The organism is Pseudomonas sp. S3_G06, from assembly GCF_054667565.1.
The window spans coordinates 5,120,186-5,138,911 of the sequence record NZ_CP162738.1 but is presented as its reverse complement, the minus strand read 5'-3'; the positions used below and the strand labels follow the sequence as shown (position 1 = coordinate 5,138,911).

The following is an 18,726-nucleotide window of genomic DNA, read 5'->3' as shown; positions in this document are numbered from 1 at the left end:
ACGGGTGATGGATCGTTACGTTGTTTTTGGTAACCCGATCGGCCACAGCAAGTCGCCGATGATTCACCAGTTGTTCGCCGAACAGACCGGCCAACGCCTCGACTACAGCACGCTGCTCGCGCCGCTGGATGATTTTACCGGCTGCGCCACGGCGTTCTTTCGCGAAGGCCGCGGCGCCAACGTGACGGTGCCGTTCAAGGAAGACGCTTACCGGCTGGCCAACAGCCTGACCGCCCGCGCGCAGCGCGCCGGTGCGGTGAACACCTTGAGCAAACTGGACGACGGTTCGCTGCTCGGCGACAACACCGATGGCGCAGGACTGGTCCGCGATCTGACGGTCAATGCCGGTTTCAGCCTGACCGGCAAGCGCATCCTCTTGCTCGGCGCCGGTGGCGCTGTACGCGGTGCGCTGGAGCCTTTGCTGGCGGAGAAACCGGCCTCGGTGATCATCGCCAATCGCACGGTGGACAAGGCGGAACTGCTGGCGGAATTGTTCGGCGATCTGGGGCCGGTGTCGGCCAGTGGTTTCGACTGGCTGCGCGAGCCGGTGGACGTGATCATCAACGCCACTTCGGCCAGCCTGACCGGCGACGTGCCGCCGATTGCGCCAAGCCTGATCGAGCCGGGCCAGACCTTGTGCTACGACATGATGTACGGCAAGGAACCGACCGCGTTCTGTCGCTGGGCCACTGAGCACGGCGCGGCGCTGGCGATGGATGGTCTGGGCATGCTTGCCGAACAGGCGGCCGAGGCATTCTGGCTGTGGCGCGGCATACGCCCGGATACCGCGCCGGTACTCGCCGAGCTGCGCCGCCAACTGGCCCTTTAAGCGTTGCTCCCACATTGAAATGCGATCAATGTGGGAGCGAGCCTGCTCGCAAATCGCATCACCACCGATATCAGCTCAATCCTCAAACCTGATTGGGCACTTCTCCGCCCCTTCCAGTTTGCGCAACTCCTCCACCACCGGCGGCCGCGCCCGGCGCAAGGTCAGGCTGCGACCCTGGCCGAGCAGGCGCCGCGCTTCCTGGTGCAGCATCTCCACCCCCGAATAATCGATGAAGTTGATCTGTTGCGCCTCGATCACCACCCGCGCGCCATGCAGGCGTTGCAGGCGTACCTGCAGGTAATGGCTGGCGCCGAAAAAGATCGAACCGCCCACCCGCAGCACATCGTCGTCACCGTCGCGCCAATGCTGCACCCGTGGTTGCGAGGTGCGCTTGAGGTAGAAAAACAGCGACGCCAGCACCCCGGCGTAGATCGCCGTCTGCAATTCCAGCAGCAAGGTCGCGAGGCAGGTCAGGGCCATCACCACGAACTCGGCGCGGCTGACCCGCAGCAAAGCGCGAATGCCCCGGTGGTCGACCAGACCCCAGGCGATCAACAGGATGCTGCCTGCCATGGCGGGGATCGGAATATGCGCGATCAGCCCCGCGCCGAACACCGCAAACAGCGCCACCCAGAGCGCCGAGAACACTCCGGCCAGTGGCGAGCAGGCACCCGCCTCATAACTCAATCCCGAGCGGGTAAACGATCCGGCGGACAGCGACCCGGAAAAGAACGCACCGACGATATTCGACAGACCCTGTGCGCGGACTTCCTGATTGGCGTCGAGCAACTGTTGCGAGCGCGCCGATATCGAACGGGCGATCGAGAGACTGGTGACCAGCCCGAGCATGCCCACCGCCACCGCGCTTGGCAGCAGGCGCAAGACCACTTCAAGATCCAGCGGCAAGGCGCTCAGCGGCGGCAGGCGTCCGACGAAAGCGCTGACCAGATGCACATGGCCGAACATCGCTGGCCAGATCCACACCAGCAGACTGGCCAGCACCAGCGTGAGCAACAGCGTCGGCCAGCGCGGCAGAAGTTTTTTCAGGGTCATGCCGACGATTACCGTGGCGACGCCGAGCATCAGCGAAGGCGTATCCACAGCCCCCAGATGTCGCAGCAGGTCCATCAGGCTGGCGAGCGCCGTGGTGTTGGCCGGCAACTCCAGCCCGAGCAGATTGGGCAATTGCCCGATGGCGATCACCACGGCGGCACCGAGGGTGAAGCCGAGCACCACCGAATGCGAAACGAAATTCACCAGCGCGCCGAAGCGCAGCAAACCGAGCAGCCACTGGAAAATCCCGGCAAGGAACGTCAGCAGCAGGATCAGGGTGATGTAGTCCTCGGACGCCGGCACCGCGAGCGGGCTGACGCTGGCGTACAGCACGATCGAAATCGCCGCCGTCGGGCCGCAGATCAGATGCCATGACGAACCCCACAGGCACGCGATCAATACCGGGATGATCGCCGCATACAGCCCGTATTCCGGTGGCAGCCCGGCAATCAGTGCGTAGGCAATCGACTGGGGTAAGGCGAGTATCGCACCGCTGAGGCCGACGATCAGGTCCCGCCCGACGCTGGCGCGGGTTTGCCGTGGCAACCAGCTCAGGAAAGGAAACAGTGAATGGCGGCTGGGTAAGGCCATGGGTCCTCGCGGTTGGGGGGGGCAGGCAAGCCTATCAGGACACAGCAATCATTGTGGCGAGGGGATTTATCCCCGATGGGCCGCGAAGCGGCCCCAAACCCAGAGTTCTCGGTGAGTCAGGTATATCGAGTTCACGGATCTTGCGACTGCTTCGCAGCCGATCGGGGATAAATCCCCTCGCCACAGGTATGTGGTCGACAGTCAGATAGCATTACAGTTTGGCCTTCACCGCCGCCAGCGCATCCTTGCCATCCACGGTCTTCACCCCATCCAGCCACTTGTCCAGCACCGCCGGATTGGCTTTGATCCACGCCTTCGCCGCTTCGGCATTGCTGACCTTCTTGTTCACCACCTCGGCCATGATGCTGTTCTCCATGTCCTGGGTGAACGCCAGATTGGTCAGCAACTTGCCCACATTCGGGCAGGCCTCGGCGTAGCCCTTGCGGGTCAGGGTGAAAACGTTGCCAGTGTCGCCGAAGTATTTTTCGCCGCCCTTGAGGTAACGCATTTTCAGCTGCACGTTCATCGGGTGTGGGGTCCAGCCGAGGAAGGTGACGAATTTCTGTTTCTTCACCGCCCGCGACACTTCGGCGAGCATCGCCTGTTCGCTGGACTCGATCAGCTTCCACTGGCCCATGTTGAAGTCATTCTTCTTGATGATCTCCTGCAACGAAATGTTCGCCGGCGCGCCTGATCCGATGCCGTAGATTTTCTTGTCGAACTTGTCGGCGAATTTGTTCAGGTCGGCAAAATCATGCACACCCGCCTCCCAGACATAGTCGGGGACGGCGAGAGTGAATTCGGTGCCTTCGAGGTTTTTGGCCAATTGCGTCACATCGCCTGTGGCGACGAACTTGTCATAGAAGCCCTGCTGCGCCGGCATCCAGTTGCCGAGGAACACGTCCACCTGGCCATCCTTCAAGCCGCCGAAGGTGATCGGCACCGCGAGGGTGTCGACCTTGGCCTTGTAGCCCATGCCGTCGAGCAGAAATCCGGTGATGGCATTGGTCGCGGCGATGTCGCTCCAGCCCGGATCGGCCATCTTCACGGTTTCGCAACTTTGCTCGGCGAAGGCCGAGGCGCTGCTCAATGCGATCAGGCCAACGGTGACAGCTGTGGATAACTTGCGCATGGACTTCCCCTTAACGTTATTGGTTTTGGCAGGGTTGTGGATAACGGGCCTTGCGCTCCAGATCATCAAGGTCGATGTGGTTGCGCATGTACTGCTGACTGGCATCGACCAGCGGCTGGTGGTCCCAGCTCTTCAGCTTGCCGATGGTTAACGCATCGGCGACGAAACGGCGTCGGCGCTGGCTGGCCAGTACGTCCCGGTGGATCGCCGGAATGTCCCACTTGGCCCGCGCTTCAGCGAGAAAGTCTTCGAACAGCTGACGATGTTGCGGCGATTGGCTCAGTTCCTCTTCTTCGCGCGGATCGTTATCCACATCGAAGAGTAGGCACGGGTCGCTTTCGCTGTAGATAAATTTGTAGGCGCCCCGGCGAATCATCATCAGCGGGCTGACAGTGCCTTCGGCCATGTATTCGCCGAACACCTCGTCATGCCCGCCCTGCCCTTGCAGGTGCGGCAGCAACGAACGACCGTCCAGTGGCAAGCCGGGCTCAAGCGTGCCGCCGGCCAGATCCACGAAGGTCGGCAGCAGGTCGGCGGTGGATACGGCGGCGCTGACTCGGCCGGCCTCGAATTGTCCCGGGGCGCTGATCAGCAGCGGCACTCGCGCGGCCATCTCGAACCAGTGCATTTTGTACCAGAGGCCCTTCTCGCCGAGCATGTCGCCATGGTCACCGGAGAAGACGATGATGGTGTCATCGATCAGCCCGGTTTCCTCAAGTGTTTGCACAAGTTTGCCGACATTGGCATCGATATAGCTGCAAGCGCCTAAGTAGGCGCGACGGGCATCGCGGATTTTATCCACAGGCAGCGGCTTGTCCCACAGGTCGTAAACCTTGAGCAGACGTTGCGAGTGCGGATCGAGATCGTCCTGGTTCAAGGCTGTAGGCAACGGAATATCAGCATCGTCATACAGATCCCAGAAAGCCTTGGGAATCGTGTACGGATCGTGCGGGTGGGTCATCGACACAGTCAGGCAGAACGGCTGGTCGCCGTCCTCGCGGATGTGATCGAACAGGTATTGCTGCGCCTTGAACACCACCTCTTCGTCGAAATCCAGCTGATTGGTGCGCACGCACGGCCCGGCCTGCAATACCGAAGACATGTTGTGATACCAGCTCGGCCTTACGTCCGGCTCGTCCCAGTTCACCGCCCAACCGTAATCGGCCGGGTAGATGTCGCTGGTCAAGCGTTCTTCATAACCGTGCAACTGGTCCGGCCCGCAGAAGTGCATTTTGCCGGACAGCGCGGTGCGGTAGCCGAGACGCCGCAGGTAATGCGCGTAAGTTGGAATGTCGGCGGGGAAATCGGCCGCGTTGTCGTAGGCGCCGATCTTGCTCGGCAACTGGCCACTGACCAGGGTGAAGCGCGACGGCGCGCACAGCGGGCTGTTGCAATAGGCAGCATCGAACACCACGCCTTGGGCGGCGAGGCGGGACAGATTCGGCAGTTTGATCGGCGATGGGCCGTAGAACGGCAACATTGGCGCGGCCATTTGATCGGCCATGATGAAAAGAATGTTCTTGCGCTTCATGTGATCGCGGCATTCCATGTTGAATATTTATGCGAGAGTGCTGCGATCGAGCATGGATTCCATGCCTGTTCCGGTAAAGCCCGCGCTGGACAATGACTAGGATAAGTACAGCTTATGTATGACGCCCTCGGTGACCTCTCCCTCGATCTGCTGCGCGCTTTTGAAGCGGCGGCCCGCCATCGCAGTTTTACCGCTGCTGCGGTGGAGCTTGGCACCACGCAGCCAGCGATCAGCCAGCAAATGAAACGTTTGGAAGAGCAGCTCGGTACGCGCCTGTTCGACCGGATTTACCGGGGTATCGAGTTGACAGAGGTTGGCGCCCTGCTGTTCGAGCAAGTTACCCTCGGTTTGCAGAATATCGACGCAGGATTGAGCGCAATCAGCACTCAGCAGCAACATGAAGTGCTGCAAGTGGCCACGGATTTCGCTTTCGCCGCCTATTGGCTGATGCCGCGCCTGCACCGCTTCCATGAGGCCAATCCGCACATCGATGTCAGCCTGGTCACCAGCGAGCGTAACCACAACATGCTGCGCACCGACATCGACGTGGCGATCCTGTTTGGCGATGGTCGATTCAAGCAGGGCGAGAGCCACTGGCTGTTCAGCGAAGAGGTGTTCCCGGTGTGCAGTCCGCTGCTGCTCAAGGAGCGTTCATTGCCGTTGCCCGCGAAGGCACTGCTGGAATTTCCGCTGTTGCATCTGCGTGGGGAAAACAGCAGCAACTGGTTCGACTGGAGTGGCTTGTTTCGTCAATTGGGCCTGACTACGCCGCCAGCGCCGGGGCAATTGCGCTTCGACAATTACACCTTGCTGATTCAAGCGGCGATTGGCGGACAAGGCGTGGCGATTGGTTGGCGGCACCTTGTGGATAACTTGCTGGTGCAGGGGTTGCTGTGCCGGCCGCTGGCGGAAACTACGCTGTCGCGGCTGGGGTATTACGTGGTGTTGCCGCAACGCAAGCGTCGGGGTGCGTTGATTCAGGAATTTGTTGATTGGTTAATGGCGGAACAGGCCAGCAGTGCCGAATCGCTTAACGGTCTGGCCCTGCCCTCGATTGCGGTGTGAAGAGCAAAAGGTCGTCGATCGCGGCCCGAGCATCCGGATGATCTTTTACGAATCAGAAGCCGCCACAAAATTCACATGCTGCCCCACATGCAGGTTCAACCGCAGCTCGTCGGCGATGCCCACCGCGACACGGTTCAGGCGCTCCAGCGGTTCGGCCAGCCCCGGTTCGAGATTGCCGCCGACCTGACTGAAGTGCTCGATGGTCAACCCGGCCACGCCATGGGGCGCATTGACCAAGGTCCAGCGCAGTGAGCTGCTTTGTACCGCCTCGAGAATTTCTTCGGCAGCGTGACGTTGCAGACGCTCGTCATTTTCTGGCTCGTCGAGCACACCGAAGTTACCGACCAGAAACAGGCGCGGCACGCTGGCCAGTTGCAAACCTTCGACCAAGGCGTCGACTGCCAGCACTTGTTCCACCGGCCCCAGCGTCACCGTGCGCTCAACGTGGTCGCTGCTGAACGGCAACCCCGGAGCGTCCAGCAGGCAGATCACCGCCGAGCTGCCGGCGACGCTTTGATTGACCCGCTCGGCATCGAACAGATCGCCGGTCTTGGTGCGCAACCCCGGACGCGGCGCGAGTGCGGTGAGATCGTCGAGAATGGCGATGACTTCATGTTGGCGACGCAGCAATTCAGCCATCAATGCACCGCCCAGGCTGGCCATGGCACCATAAAGCACCACTTTGACCACTGGGGTCTCGGCATTTTTCATGGCTGTTTTCCTTATAGTTGTCCTATATGACCTGTGACGGTGGAAACAGCCAAGGGTTCGAACCGATTGAGAGGCGACACGATGCAAGGGATCAAGGGCTATCACGCCCATGTCTATTTCGACGCGCAAACCATCGACCAGGCGCGGGCCTTGTGCGAACAGGCCGCGCAGTTGTTTGCGCTGGAAATGGGCCGCGTGCACGAACGCCCGGTGGGGCCGCATCCCGACTGGAGCTGCCAACTGGCTTTCGGTCCCGAGCTGATCGGCGAAGTGCTGCCATGGCTGGCGCTCAACCGCAAGGGCCTGGTGGTATTCCTGCATCCGGAGACTGGCGATGACTTGCTTGACCACACCGAACACGCGATCTGGATGGGCGCGGTGCGGCCCTTGGATCTGTCGATTTTTTAACCAGATGCTGACGCTGAACTGATAACGGATATGTCCAGACAGCCAGCCAGCGCTGACTGTCCGTTTATCCGCATCGCTACCAACCCCGTATTCATTGGCTGTCGTTGCATCCGACCGCCGGTTGACCATTCATTCATCGCTTTCGCGCCCGAAAGGTAGCTGAAAGCTTCCCCGATTAGGATCGCCCCACTCCCGGCAACAGACCGGTTGGCCCTAGCCCTGTGTTTTTTCCACAGGCCCGGCCCAATTAACAACAACAATGGTGATTCTGATGTCTTCTGCAACCCGCCGTTTCTCCCGCTTCCTGCTGGTCACTCCGCCCGTACGCCTCGCGCCTCCCGTTCTGCGCTGATCCCGCCCGATCCGCTCATTCCATTAGCCGCGCTACGCCTGGAGTATTCCCATGCTGACTTTCCTTGGCTTCGCCATGGTCATCACGTTCATGTTCCTGATCATGACCAAGCGCCTGTCCGCGCTGATCGCCCTGATCATCATCCCGATCCTGTTCGCGCTGTTCGGTGGTTTCGCGCCGAAAATCGGCCCGATGATGCTTGAAGGCATCACCAAACTGGCGCCGACCGGCGTGATGTTGATGTTCGCCATTCTGTATTTCGCCCTGATGATCGACTCCGGCCTGTTCGACCCGGCCGTGCGCAAGATCCTCAAACTGGTCAAGGGCGACCCGCTGAAAGTTTCGGTCGGTACCGCCGTTCTGGCGCTCGTCGTTTCCCTCGATGGTGACGGCGCGACCACTTACATGATCTGTGTGGCCGCCATGCTGCCGCTGTACAGCCGCATCGGCATGAGCCCGCGGATCATGGCCGGTCTGATCATCCTCGCCGGTGGCGTGATGAACATGACCCCGTGGGGCGGCCCGACCGCCCGCGCGGCGAGTGCCCTGCATGTCGACCCGTCGGACATTTTCGTACCGATGATCCCGGCCATGGCCGCCGGTGTCGTGGCGATCCTGGTGATTGCCTACTTCTACGGCAAGCGTGAACGCGCCCGTCTCGGCGAGCTGCATCTGGTCGGCGACGAGATCGATCACAGTGAAATCAGCGTCTCGCAATTCCCTGACGCACGCCGTCCGAAGCTGATCTGGTTCAACGCCGCACTGACTTTCGGCCTGATGTGCACACTGATCGGCGGCCTGTTGCCGCTGCCGGTGCTGTTCATGGTGGCCTTCAGTATTGCCATGATCGTCAACTACCCATGCCTGCAAATGCAGAAAGATCGTGTCGCCGCGCATTCCGGCAGCGTGCTGGCAGTGGTCGGGCTGATCTTTGCGGCCGGTATCTTCACCGGTATCCTGTCGGGCACCGGCATGGTCGATGCGATGTCGAAGAGCCTGTTGGCGGTGATTCCGGATTTCCTCGGCCCGTACCTGGCGGTGATTACGGCGCTGGTGAGCATGCCGTTCACCTTCTTCATGTCCAACGATGCGTTCTATTACGGTGTATTGCCGGTGCTGACCGAAGCGGCCAGCCACTATGGGATCACTGCGGTGGAAATGGCCCGTGCCTCGATCGTCGGCCAGCCCGTCCACTTGCTGAGCCCGTTGGTGCCGTCGACCTATCTGTTGGTGGCGCTGGCTGGCATCGATTTCGGTGATCACCAGCGTTTCACCCTGAAATGGGCGATCCTGGTGTGTATCTGCATTCTGATTGCTGCACTGCTGTTGGGGACTTTCCCGATGTTCAGCACTCTATAAGCCCAAGACTCACCGTTACGGGTCCTGGCTTCGCGGTTTGAAGCCCGGACCTTTTTCGGTTCAACAATTGCTCAAAGGAATACACATGGATTGGCTGACCAACCCCGAAATCTGGGTTGCCTTCTTTACCCTGACCGCCCTGGAAATCGTCCTCGGTATCGACAACATCATCATGATTTCGATCCTGGTCAGCCGCATGCCCAAACACATGCAGCAGCGCACGCGGATCTTCGGTCTTGGCCTGGCCATGGTCACGCGGATCCTGTTGCTGCTGTCGATCACCTGGGTCATGCGCCTCACTGCCGACCTGTTCGAAGTGTTCGGCCAGGGCATCTCCGGTCGCGACCTGATCCTGTTCTTCGGTGGCCTGTTCCTGCTGTGGAAAAGCTCGCAGGAGATGTACCACGCGCTGGAAGGTGAAGATGAAAGCGACGACGCGCCATCGGGCAAGGGCGGCAACTTCCTCTACACCATCATCCAGATCGCGATCATCGATATCGTCTTCTCGCTGGACTCGGTGATCACCGCCGTCGGCATGGTCTCCCACGTTCCGGTCATGGTCGCGGCGATCGTCGTGGCAGTGCTGGTGATGATGCTGGCGTCGGGCAAGATCAGCGAATTCATCGACAAGCACCCGTCGCTGAAAATGCTCGCCCTGTCCTTCCTGCTGGTGGTCGGTACCGTGCTGATCGCCGAATCGTTCGACGTGCATGTGCCAAAAGGCTACGTCTACTTCGCCATGGCGTTCTCGCTGGCGGTGGAAGCGATCAACATCAAACTGCGCGGCGCGATGGCCCGGAAAAAGAAACAGCAGGATCCGGTGAAACTGCGCAAGGATGTGCCGGGGCAATAACCCGGTAGTCTTCAGGCAACACCCCTTGTAGGAGTGAGCCTGCTCGCGATAGCGGTCTGTCAGCCAACGATGATGTTGAAGCTGATGGCCCTATCGCGAGCAGGCTCACTCCTACATTTGTTTCTGCGTTCAGGCAGGAGGAACGAGGTAGTCGAGGACGCGGTTGACGGCCAGCTCACCCAACATGATGACTTGCTGGATCCCCAGCAGTGAATTGCGCTGCGGTCCATCAATAAACCCGGCCAGATCACTGGCCATGATGCTCGCCGACGCCAAAGATTCGCAGGCGTGCACCAGCAGCGTTTCGTTATCCACAGCCGGATCGACGAGAAAAATGGTGCTGGGCTTGCGCGCGGCGCCGGGGTCTTGTTTGAGACCGGGACAGAGGTAGAAATCGAGGGCGCGGTCGGCGGCTTGTTTGAGTCTTTGCGCTTCTAGATCAGGGTGAGGAAGATCATCGACCGGTGGATCTGGCGTTATCTTTTTCATGTTCAGCTGCTCCATAGAATGAAGCCACTGCCGTTCTCTACTAAAAGAAGGGAGGCGGCTGTACGCAGGTTAGTAGACCGGGGAGCTAGCTTTTCCGGCGCACCCGAAGGCGCCCTGCGCACAACCACCATCAGGATCAGGCATAACCTGACGCAAAGATGCTTGCGCACAATAACTAGCAACCCGGGCTACTAATCCCGACCACTGATGAGCAGTGGCCAGCAAAACGATAGAGACCAGCCCCAAAGCGCACAAGCCGGCGGATTCTGGCGTAGCCGTAGGCAACGGCGCAAGGATTTGTAGCCTGTCGCCGCGTAACACGGCGTCTGCGTAAGCACCCAGCGCAATCCGTGTTTATCCTCTCTTGGATCAGACACACAACCTGTGGGAGCGAGCCTGCTCGCGAAGGCGTCATATCGGTCGAAAAAAGAGGCTGTCTGACGCACCGCTTTCGCGAGCAGGCTCGCTCCCACAGAGGCATATCGCATCCATTCGAAACGGGCCGAAAAGGTTGACTCACCGACCTTCGCTCGTTAGCGTCCACCCCTCGCATCAACGACAAACAAGGAACGTTCATGTCTGGAAAACCCGCCGCTCGCGTCACGGATCCGACTACTTGCCCGATTCCCGGCCACGGTACCAACCCGATTGCCAGCGGTTCGGGCGATGTCTTCTTCAACGGCCTCGCCGCCGCTCGCCTCGGCGACACCTGCACCTGCGGCCAAGCCCTGAATGGCGCCTTCTCCGCCACGGTGTTCATCAACGGCAAAAACGCCATGACCCTCGACAGCACGGCCAGCCACGGCGGCGTCGTGGTCGGCGGTTCCGGTAATGTGATCATCGGCAGCTCGCACACCCCTGCTCCGTTCGTTCCACCGTTACCAATCATCGGCCTGCCCTTGGTCGAATTCAAAGCGGTCAGCGCCGGTAACGGTGAGCCCATCGCCGAACAAGGCTACGAAATCGAAACCGCCGAAGGCCGTATCGTCAAAGGCCTGACCAATGCGCAGGGCATGACCCAGAGCGTCGCCACCCTGCAGCCCGATCTCGCCATCGTTCGCTGGACCGCCTGAGCTTCAAGGAAGAAACAATGACCGGACAATGCATCGCTCCAGACGACCTGGACATGAAAAAACTCTGGGACAGCACCTGTGAGCTGCCCACTTGCAAGCGGGAAACCAGCACCGCCGGCCCCAACCCGAAAACCCGCGTCGAAGTCCCGCTGCTGACCTGCAACTGCCTGTGGCGCCGCTTCCAGAAAGAAGCCGAAGACTGGGTTGCCCCTGGCGGCGTCCTCATCGCAGACCCCCAGGTCCGCAACCGCAAGATCAACGCCGCGTATGCGCAGTTGTGGCTGGCGGATAACCGTTTTCAGTGGGCGGGGTTGGCGGCGTTTGCTTCGAAGCAGGTGGGGTGTGGGCTGATCCACGCCACCAAACTGCAAACCGCCATCGCTGCACAGAAGGCGGCACAGGAAAAGCTGCGAACCGCACCATCGGAAACTCTGTTCGAAGGCTTTGGATTCAAGTTCAGCAAGACCAATCCCGAGGCAGAGCAGGAGTTGGCCAAGGCTCGGGCAGCCAATCCGATGCCGACGGAGGACATCACCTTCGGCGACAACCCACGCTCAGTGGTTCAGCAGCAACTGGACTATGTGTATGAGATGTTGGCGCTGGGTAATACGTCGCTGTTTCTCGATGTTTATCCGTTGCACCGGTTTTTCATGGTGCGGGGGTACAAGGAAATGGAAAAGTGTTTGAGAAGCCGGCGTGGCATTGGGAAGGATGTAATGTGGCCGATTGCTGAGAAGGTAGAGTTTGGCCGTGATAATCCTGAGATTTACGCGACCTTCAAAGCCATTGATCAAGGGAACATTTCAGGTAGCGTTGAACAAATGGCGCTCCATGAACAAGTCAACATCCTTCAGCCGGCGATGTACGACGAAACCCACTTTGCCCTGTTGATGCGAGGCACACATGGCGGTGACGTGATTTCTGTTGTGACCGGATTGTTGCCAGGTGCTGCCGAGGAGATCCAGCTTACTCTCGCTAGCCAATGTAAAGCGCCCGACAGTCGAAAAGTCGCGTTTGGCAGCAATCCGCTGGCTAACCTTGCCGATAAGGATCAGCGAATGGAGTTCGTACTGCGCGCTGCCACTCAATTTAACGAACTGCTTAAACAGCCGTCCTCTCGCGCAAAACTTGAGCAATCTATCCGAGAAATTGCAGCTGGCGGGGGGGTTAAGTGATTCATAGACGCAGTTTCTACGTTGCTGCTGCCGCCGTATTGGGAGCTATCGCGCTAACCTTGTATTTCGGAAGAGGTCCGCAACAAATTTCTTTCCACATTGGAAAAACATATGACGATGTCGTGCGCGACTCATCATTTCCTGTGACGGATAAAACTGCCATCTATCCCGGTGATCCACCTCACCCAAGTTCGACTTGGATCAGTAGTCCAGTGGTCATCACATTCGATGACGAACAACACGGGTTCACGTTACCCGTTACAAAATTCGGTGCGATTGGCTGGTCTGATTTCAAAGCGATCACCCTTTCTACCTCACCAATGCTGGAAACGTTACCTTTCGAGCAAGCAGTGAATCTGCTGGGAGTGCTGCAGCAGACGTTCAAAAAGGCAGGCTGGTCGCCAGAAGCTGTTGAAGGGAATGATTGGCTCAAGACTGAAACTCAAGAAGACAAGGTGCGCCTTCAAGCCAAACTTTTTGACCAGTTGGACGGTGTCATTCTGTTGATTCCGCATAAGTACAGCCTGTTCCTCCACATCAAATGCTACGCACGTTGCGACGAACGAAATCCTGATACGGCCAAATATTTGATTGATGTGGGTTTTGGTGAAGATCACTTCAGTGATTGACCGTTTTCAATCGTCTCAGAGGAAGTCGACGGCTTTGGCAGGTAAGCATTGGCTGTCGATGGGCGCCGCTACGATTTTGCTGGGTGGTGTCATGGCGTGGCCATGGGGCGCCACGACCCTATGCGTTCATATTGGAAAACCTTACGAACAGGTGATCAAAGACTCAACCTTCTCGGTTGAAGACAAAACGGCAATCTATCCTGGTGATCCCCATGACCCGACGGATTCCCCTCGTCCCGGCTCTACATGGATTAGCAGCCCGACGATCATTGAGTTCGACGACCCCGTTCATGGTTTCAAACTTCCCCCGACCGTGTTCGGTGCTGTTACTTATGCGAGTCAGAAAGTCTCGACACTGACGACATCGCCGATGACAGAAACCTTGCCGTTTGCAGAAGCTCTGGATCGATTGATTGCTACGCAAAATATCCTCAAATCGCGGGGGTGGAAGATTGAGCCTTTGGAAGACAATGATTGGTTCAACGTTGACTCCGCTGCCAAGCGCGGGCGACTACAGGCCAAACTCTTCGATCAACCTGTGGGCATTGATTTGTACGTACCGGGAAAGTACAGCTTACTGCTCTTGATCAAGTGCTACGCAAGCTGTGACAGGGAAGATCCGAGGACTGCAAAATATTTGATTGATATTAGTGTGGGTCGGGATCGAAGCGGGGCATGAAAAGTCGCCACAAGCTGATCCTGCACGGTCAAACCCGTAGGAGTGAGCCTGCTCGCGATAGCGGTCTCTCAGACGACGATGATGTTGAAGCTGATGACCTTATCGCGAGCAGGCTCACTCCTACAGGTATCTGTGTCGGTTTCAGCGATGTGAGTGAAGCCGTTTTGATGACACTTTTGTTTCAATCCACTCTTTAGCTGTGCAATGCTGGCGCCGAGACCGTTCGCCAACTACAGCTTAAGTATCAAAAACGTAGAAACCGCGCGGTGCCGTCCACTTGCCCCTCTGGGGCGCTGCTACTACAGGGGGTCTGCATGCTCACCCTGCTCAATCTGCTGTCCGCCGTCGCCCTGTTGATCTGGGGCACGCACATCGTCCGAACCGGCATCCTGCGGGTTTATGGCACCAATCTGCGACATGTCATCGGCCAGAACATGTCGAAGAAATGGCTGGCGTTCATCGCCGGTATTCTCGTCACCGCAATGGTGCAGAGCAGCAACGCTACGGCGATGCTGGTCACTTCGTTTGTCGGGCAGGGTTTGATGGCGCTGACCCCGGCGCTGGCGACCATGCTGGGCGCCGATGTCGGTACCGCGTTGATGGCGCGGGTGCTGACCCTCGATCTGTCGTGGCTGTCGCCGCTGCTGATTTTCCTCGGGGTGATTTTCTTTCTGTCGCGCAAACAGACGCGGCTCGGGCAAATGGGCCGGGTGTCGATCGGGCTGGGGCTGATCATTCTCGCCCTGCAATTGATCGTCGAGGCCGCCGCGCCGATTACGCACGCGCAAGGGGTGAAGGTGATTTTTGCCTCGCTGACCGGCGACATCCTTCTAGACGCCCTGGTCGGCGCACTGTTCGCGATGATTTCCTACTCCAGCCTCGCCGCCGTGCTGCTCACCGCCACGCTGGCCGGGGCTGCGGTGATCAGCCTGCCGGTGGCGATCGGTCTGGTGATCGGCGCCAACATCGGCAGCGGCATTCTCGCGTTCATGAGCACCAGCATGCAGAACGCTGCCGGCCGCCAGGTTGCGCTGGGCAGTCTGTTGTACAAATTGATCGGTTTGCTGCTGATCATCCCGGTGCTCGACCCGCTGGTGCACTGGATCGACAGCCTTGATTTCAGCCCGCAGGAAATGGTCATCGGCTTCCATCTGCTCTACAACACCGCGCGCTGCCTGATCCTGCTGCCCAGCGTCGGGCCGATGGCGCGGCTTTGTGCGTGGCTGCTGCCGGAGCGGCCGGAGGTCAACGGCGCCGCCAAGCCGCGCCATCTCGACCCGACCGCGCTGGTCACGCCGAGCCTGGCGCTGGCCAATGCCGCGCGGGAAACCCTGCGCATGGGCGATCTGCTCGACAACATGCTCGATGCCTCCCTCGATGTGCTGCGCGGCAAGCAGACCGCCGTCACTCAGGAAATGCGCCGCCTGACCGACGACGTCGAGGCGCTGTACAGCGCGATCAAGCTGTATCTGGCGCAGATGCCCCGCGAGGATCTCGGCGAGCACGACAGTCGGCGCTGGGCCGAGATCATCGAACTGGCGATCAACCTCAAACTCGCCGCCGACCTGATCGAGCGAATGCTGCGCAAGATCCAGCAGCAGAAGACGTCGCAGCGCCGTTCGTTTTCCGAAGAGGGCCTGGAAGATCTTGCCGGGCTGCAACAGCAACTGATCGCCAACCTGCGCCTGGGCCTGTCGGTGTTTCTCAGCGGCGACCGCGAAAGCGCGCGGCAGTTGTTGCGCGAGAAACGCCGCTTTCGTGCGCAGGAACGGCGTCTGGCCCATGCGCATGTCAGCCGTTTGCAACGCAAGATCGTGCAGAGCCTTGAGACCAGCTCGCTGCATCTGGAATTGATCGCCGACATGAAACGGCTCAATTCGTTGTTCTGCAGCAGCGCCTATGTCGTGCTGGAAACGGCGGACACCGGCGCGCTGGCGGTGGATGACATGGCCGACATTACGCATTCGCCTTGAACGTCTGGGGCTGGGGCCAGTCAGTTACAGTGGTTCAGCCTTGAGACCGTCATCGCTGGCAAGCCAGCTCCCACAGGGTTTTGTGAGCGCCGCAGATCCTTGTGGGAGCTGGCTTGCCAGCGATGGGGCCTGACTGACGACACGGATCTCCAAATCAGCCGTATGGAAGCCTGTTATGCGTTGCCTGTTGTTCGCCTGTCTGTTGCTCGGTTCCCTGCCCGCCTTTGCCCTGGATCGCTTTCAGGTCGAAGGCTATGCGCTGCCCAACGGTTTGCAACTGATGCTCAAGCCCGGCACCGAGCGTGGGCATGTGGCGATCCGGCTGGTGGTCGGCGTTGGCCTCGATGACTTCGACTGCGATGAAAAAGAGCTGCCGCATTTGCTCGAACACCTGCTGTTCAGCGGTATCGACGCCACCGGCGAAGGCGGTCTGGAAGAACGCATGCAGGCGCTGGGCGGGGACTGGAATGCGTTCACCAGCAATGCCGACACCACGTTCGTCATCGAAGCCCCGGCGAAAAACCAGCGCAAGGTGCTTGACCTGCTGCTCGCGCTGCTGACCCAGACACGCATCGACGACAACGCAATCAACGCGGCGAAACGGGTGGTCGAGCGTGAGGACGGCGGGCATTACACCAGGCTGCAACGTTTCCTCGACCGTCAGGACCTCGGCCATACTGCGAGCAATCAGCTGGCTGTCGAGTTGGGTCTGAAATGCCCACAGCGCGCCGAGGTCGGCCATCTGACCCAAGAGCAATTGGAGACGGTGCGCAAGGCCTGGTACGCGCCGAACAACATGACCCTGATCGTCGTCGGCGAACTCGACAAACTGCTGCCGGCCTATCTCGAGCGTACCTGGGGTGAGCTGGAGCCGGTCGAGCCCACCGAACACCGCGCGCTGCCGGACATCCGCACCAGCGCCGCCCATGAACGCACCCTTACCCGTGGCTTTATCGGCGACAGCGCCAAGCTGCACTGGCTGGTGCCGGAACCGGTGCTCGACGATCAGTACGACCAGACGTTCGACATTCTCAAGGATTACCTCGACTGGGCGCTGTACCGGCAGATTCGTCTCAACCATGGCTTGTCGTACGGGCCGTGGGCCGAGCGCGAAGTGTTCGGTGGTGTCGGCTTCATGAGCCTCAACGCTGACCTGGATCGCGATGACGTCGACGAAGCCATCCAGGTACTCGATGACCTCAAGGCCGACCTGCTGAAAAACGGCCTCGACCCGAGCACCTTCGCCCGCATCAAACAAGCCGCCATCGCCCACCAGGCCTGGGCCGTGCAGGGCAACAGCGCACTGGCGGACTATTACTGGAGCGCGCTGGCCGACTATCAGGATGGCCGCTTTGCCAATCCCGCGCGGGAGCTGCAAGGGGTGACGCTGGAAGCGGCGAACAAGGCGATGCGCGAGCTGTTGCTGCAGCCGGGGTATATCCGGATCGAGAAGCCTTTGATCAGTGATGATCAGGTGTTGTGGCTGGTCGCTGGTGGAATCGGGTTGTTGCTGCTGATCGTGATCGGCTGGCGCCTGCATCGCCGCCACAAAATTGCCGGAAGCCATTAACCCTGTGATGAGTGAGCACTTGTGGCGAGGGGATTTATCCCTGATGGGCTGCGCAGCAGCCCCAATAAGGGCAGCTCGGTATAGCCAGACAAAATTCGCTTGCAGGATCTACGACGGCTGCGCCGCCGATCGGGGATAAATCCCCTCGCCACAGGGGTCATGCGGCGTTAACCTTTCCGGGATTTTCCCCATATCGTCGTGAACCGCCAAAATGCCAAAACTGACCCTCCTTATCCAGCGCCTTCTCGAGCTGATGAAGCGCTACCCCGGGTTGATCGCGGCGGGTGGTTTCATTTCCGGGGTCGGCAGTTTCATCCTCGTCGATCGCCAACAGGGGCTGGCCAGCTGGATCACGGTGATCATGCTGCTCAGCTGGATCTGGCTGATGCTGGAAAACACCCTGACCGGGCTGTTCACACGGATCTTCAAGCGCGAGATTCCCCAGCCGCTGCTGCGTTATGCGACACAGATGATCCATCAGGAAAGCCTGTTTTTCGTCCTGCCGTTCTTCTTCATCACCACCACGTGGAACAGCGGCCAGTTGGTCTTCACCGGCCTGCTCAGCGTTGCTGCACTGATCTCTATCGTCGATCCGCTGTACTACAAATGGCTGGCGCCACGGCGCTGGGCGTTTCTCGCGCTGCACACCCTGACCCTGTTCGCCGCCCTGCTCACCGCGCTGCCGGTGATCATGCACCTGACCACCGCGCAGAGTTTCAAATGGGCGCTGGGGATTGCCGTGCTGCTGTCGTTCCCGAGCCTGGCGTCGATCTTCCCGATCCGCACGGTGCGCAACGCCCTGGCGATTCTGTTCATCACAGTCGGCATCGGCGGCGTCGGTTGGGCGCTGCGTTCGTGGGTGCCACCGGCAACGCTGTGGATGACCGACGTGGCGATCAGCACGCAGCTGCAGGATCGCACCCCCGGCGCCAGCCTCGATACCGTCAGCGCCGAGCAGATCCGCAGCGGCGGGCTCTACGCCTACACTGCGATCAACGCGCCGCGCGGTCTCGACGAGCGGATTTATCACGTGTGGACCTTCAACGGCAAAGAGGTCGACCGCATCGCCCTCGACATCCATGGCGGGCGCAAGGAAGGCTACCGGGCGTGGACGCACAAGCAGAACTTCCCCGGCAACCCGGCGGGCAAATGGCAGGTGCGGGTGCTGACCGAGGACGGGCAGTTGATCGGCGTGCTGCGTTTCGCAATCACCGACAGCACACCGGCCAAAGAAAAGTAATCCGGTTCGTGCTA

At 59.7% G+C, this 18,726-nt stretch carries 17 protein-coding genes; 12 read left to right on the top strand and 5 right to left on the bottom strand.

Annotated elements, in window-relative coordinates:
- Nucleotides 1-7: 7 nt before the first annotated feature.
- Nucleotides 8-829, top strand: a complete 822-nt coding sequence (gene aroE, locus AB4N47_RS22890; protein ID WP_341638249.1) for a shikimate dehydrogenase — start codon at nt 8-10, stop codon at nt 827-829.
- Between the two features lie 75 nt (nt 830-904).
- Here the strand turns inward: aroE and AB4N47_RS22885 are convergent, their stop codons facing one another.
- The 3 genes from AB4N47_RS22885 to betC form a co-directional block, all read right to left on the bottom strand.
- Nucleotides 905-2,473: a SulP family inorganic anion transporter gene (locus AB4N47_RS22885; protein ID WP_341638250.1), complete on the bottom strand. Its 1,569-nt coding sequence runs from the start codon at nt 2,471-2,473 to the stop codon at nt 905-907.
- A 211-nt stretch (nt 2,474-2,684) separates the two neighbouring features.
- Complete coding sequence (gene choX / locus AB4N47_RS22880; RefSeq protein ID WP_341638251.1) at nt 2,685-3,605, bottom strand: choline ABC transporter substrate-binding protein; 921 nt, start codon at nt 3,603-3,605, stop codon at nt 2,685-2,687.
- A 16-nt stretch (nt 3,606-3,621) separates the two neighbouring features.
- Entirely contained in the window at nt 3,622-5,136 is a 1,515-nt protein-coding gene (betC, locus tag AB4N47_RS22875) for a choline-sulfatase (protein ID WP_341638252.1), read from the bottom strand.
- A gap of 114 nt (nt 5,137-5,250) precedes the next feature.
- On the opposite strand from betC, the gene AB4N47_RS22870 reads away from it, so the two are divergent.
- Entirely contained in the window at nt 5,251-6,201 is a 951-nt protein-coding gene (locus AB4N47_RS22870) for a choline sulfate utilization transcriptional regulator (protein WP_341638253.1), read from the top strand.
- Between the two features lie 45 nt (nt 6,202-6,246).
- Here AB4N47_RS22870 and AB4N47_RS22865 read toward each other — a convergent pair whose 3' ends face one another.
- Entirely contained in the window at nt 6,247-6,912 is a 666-nt protein-coding gene (locus tag AB4N47_RS22865) for an NAD(P)-dependent oxidoreductase (protein ID WP_341638254.1), read from the bottom strand.
- Nucleotides 6,913-6,993: 81 nt separating this feature from the next.
- Between AB4N47_RS22865 and AB4N47_RS22860 the strand changes: the two genes are divergently transcribed.
- The 3 genes from AB4N47_RS22860 (at nt 6,994) to AB4N47_RS22850 (ending at nt 9,884) form a co-directional block, all read left to right on the top strand.
- Nucleotides 6,994-7,320 (top strand): DOPA 4,5-dioxygenase family protein, encoded by a 327-nt coding sequence (locus tag AB4N47_RS22860; RefSeq protein ID WP_341638255.1) that lies wholly within the window; start codon nt 6,994-6,996, stop codon nt 7,318-7,320.
- Nucleotides 7,321-7,723: 403 nt separating this feature from the next.
- The gene (locus tag AB4N47_RS22855) at nt 7,724-9,031 is read left to right on the top strand and encodes a CitMHS family transporter (RefSeq protein WP_073470799.1); all 1,308 of its coding nucleotides are present in this window, start codon (nt 7,724-7,726) and stop codon (nt 9,029-9,031) included.
- A gap of 85 nt (nt 9,032-9,116) precedes the next feature.
- Nucleotides 9,117-9,884, top strand: coding sequence for a TerC family protein (locus AB4N47_RS22850; protein ID WP_056791183.1), 768 nt, complete (start codon nt 9,117-9,119; stop codon nt 9,882-9,884).
- 129 nt (nt 9,885-10,013) lie between these two features.
- Here the strand turns inward: AB4N47_RS22850 and AB4N47_RS22845 are convergent, their stop codons facing one another.
- Nucleotides 10,014-10,373 (bottom strand): DUF6124 family protein, encoded by a 360-nt coding sequence (locus AB4N47_RS22845; protein WP_460154353.1) that lies wholly within the window; start codon nt 10,371-10,373, stop codon nt 10,014-10,016.
- A 575-nt stretch (nt 10,374-10,948) separates the two neighbouring features.
- Here AB4N47_RS22845 and AB4N47_RS22840 point away from each other — a divergent pair.
- The 7 genes from AB4N47_RS22840 (at nt 10,949) to AB4N47_RS22810 (ending at nt 18,712) form a co-directional block, all read left to right on the top strand.
- Nucleotides 10,949-11,446, top strand: a complete 498-nt coding sequence (locus AB4N47_RS22840) for a PAAR domain-containing protein (protein ID WP_341638256.1) — start codon at nt 10,949-10,951, stop codon at nt 11,444-11,446.
- A 17-nt stretch (nt 11,447-11,463) separates the two neighbouring features.
- A complete protein-coding gene (locus tag AB4N47_RS22835; protein ID WP_341638257.1) occupies nt 11,464-12,621 on the top strand; it encodes a DUF2515 family protein in 1,158 nt (385 codons plus the stop codon).
- A complete protein-coding gene (locus tag AB4N47_RS22830; RefSeq protein WP_282387731.1) occupies nt 12,618-13,250 on the top strand; it encodes a hypothetical protein in 633 nt (210 codons plus the stop codon). The genes AB4N47_RS22835 and AB4N47_RS22830 overlap by 4 nt, the downstream gene beginning before the upstream one ends.
- Nucleotides 13,228-13,929, top strand: coding sequence for a hypothetical protein (locus AB4N47_RS22825; protein ID WP_341638258.1), 702 nt, complete (start codon nt 13,228-13,230; stop codon nt 13,927-13,929). Before AB4N47_RS22830 ends, AB4N47_RS22825 begins: the two co-directional genes overlap by 23 nt.
- 314 nt (nt 13,930-14,243) lie before the next feature.
- Nucleotides 14,244-15,902 (top strand): Na/Pi cotransporter family protein, encoded by a 1,659-nt coding sequence (locus AB4N47_RS22820; RefSeq protein WP_110599651.1) that lies wholly within the window; start codon nt 14,244-14,246, stop codon nt 15,900-15,902.
- 175 nt (nt 15,903-16,077) lie between these two features.
- Nucleotides 16,078-17,472, top strand: a complete 1,395-nt coding sequence (locus tag AB4N47_RS22815) for a M16 family metallopeptidase (RefSeq protein ID WP_341638259.1) — start codon at nt 16,078-16,080, stop codon at nt 17,470-17,472.
- A gap of 211 nt (nt 17,473-17,683) precedes the next feature.
- Nucleotides 17,684-18,712 carry a DUF5924 family protein gene (locus tag AB4N47_RS22810; protein ID WP_323167199.1) on the top strand — a complete coding sequence of 343 codons (1,029 nt, stop codon included), beginning with the start codon at nt 17,684-17,686 and terminating at the stop codon, nt 18,710-18,712.
- Nucleotides 18,713-18,726: the final 14 nt, after the last annotated feature.

What these genes read in the sequence shown, in the direction of transcription:
- aroE (WP_341638249.1), top strand. Translation starts at nt 8, where the DNA reads ATGGATCGTTACGTTGTTTTTGGTAACCCGATCGGCCACAGCAAGTCG.
- AB4N47_RS22885 (WP_341638250.1), bottom strand. Translation starts at nt 2,473, where the DNA reads ATGGCCTTACCCAGCCGCCATTCACTGTTTCCTTTCCTGAGCTGGTTG.
- choX (WP_341638251.1), bottom strand. Translation starts at nt 3,605, where the DNA reads ATGCGCAAGTTATCCACAGCTGTCACCGTTGGCCTGATCGCATTGAGC.
- betC (WP_341638252.1), bottom strand. Translation starts at nt 5,136, where the DNA reads ATGAAGCGCAAGAACATTCTTTTCATCATGGCCGATCAAATGGCCGCG.
- AB4N47_RS22870 (WP_341638253.1), top strand. Translation starts at nt 5,251, where the DNA reads ATGTATGACGCCCTCGGTGACCTCTCCCTCGATCTGCTGCGCGCTTTT.
- AB4N47_RS22865 (WP_341638254.1), bottom strand. Translation starts at nt 6,912, where the DNA reads ATGAAAAATGCCGAGACCCCAGTGGTCAAAGTGGTGCTTTATGGTGCC.
- AB4N47_RS22860 (WP_341638255.1), top strand. Translation starts at nt 6,994, where the DNA reads ATGCAAGGGATCAAGGGCTATCACGCCCATGTCTATTTCGACGCGCAA.
- AB4N47_RS22855 (WP_073470799.1), top strand. Translation starts at nt 7,724, where the DNA reads ATGCTGACTTTCCTTGGCTTCGCCATGGTCATCACGTTCATGTTCCTG.
- AB4N47_RS22850 (WP_056791183.1), top strand. Translation starts at nt 9,117, where the DNA reads ATGGATTGGCTGACCAACCCCGAAATCTGGGTTGCCTTCTTTACCCTG.
- AB4N47_RS22845 (WP_460154353.1), bottom strand. Translation starts at nt 10,373, where the DNA reads ATGAAAAAGATAACGCCAGATCCACCGGTCGATGATCTTCCTCACCCT.
- AB4N47_RS22840 (WP_341638256.1), top strand. Translation starts at nt 10,949, where the DNA reads ATGTCTGGAAAACCCGCCGCTCGCGTCACGGATCCGACTACTTGCCCG.
- AB4N47_RS22835 (WP_341638257.1), top strand. Translation starts at nt 11,464, where the DNA reads ATGACCGGACAATGCATCGCTCCAGACGACCTGGACATGAAAAAACTC.
- AB4N47_RS22820 (WP_110599651.1), top strand. Translation starts at nt 14,244, where the DNA reads ATGCTCACCCTGCTCAATCTGCTGTCCGCCGTCGCCCTGTTGATCTGG.
- AB4N47_RS22815 (WP_341638259.1), top strand. Translation starts at nt 16,078, where the DNA reads ATGCGTTGCCTGTTGTTCGCCTGTCTGTTGCTCGGTTCCCTGCCCGCC.
- AB4N47_RS22810 (WP_323167199.1), top strand. Translation starts at nt 17,684, where the DNA reads ATGCCAAAACTGACCCTCCTTATCCAGCGCCTTCTCGAGCTGATGAAG.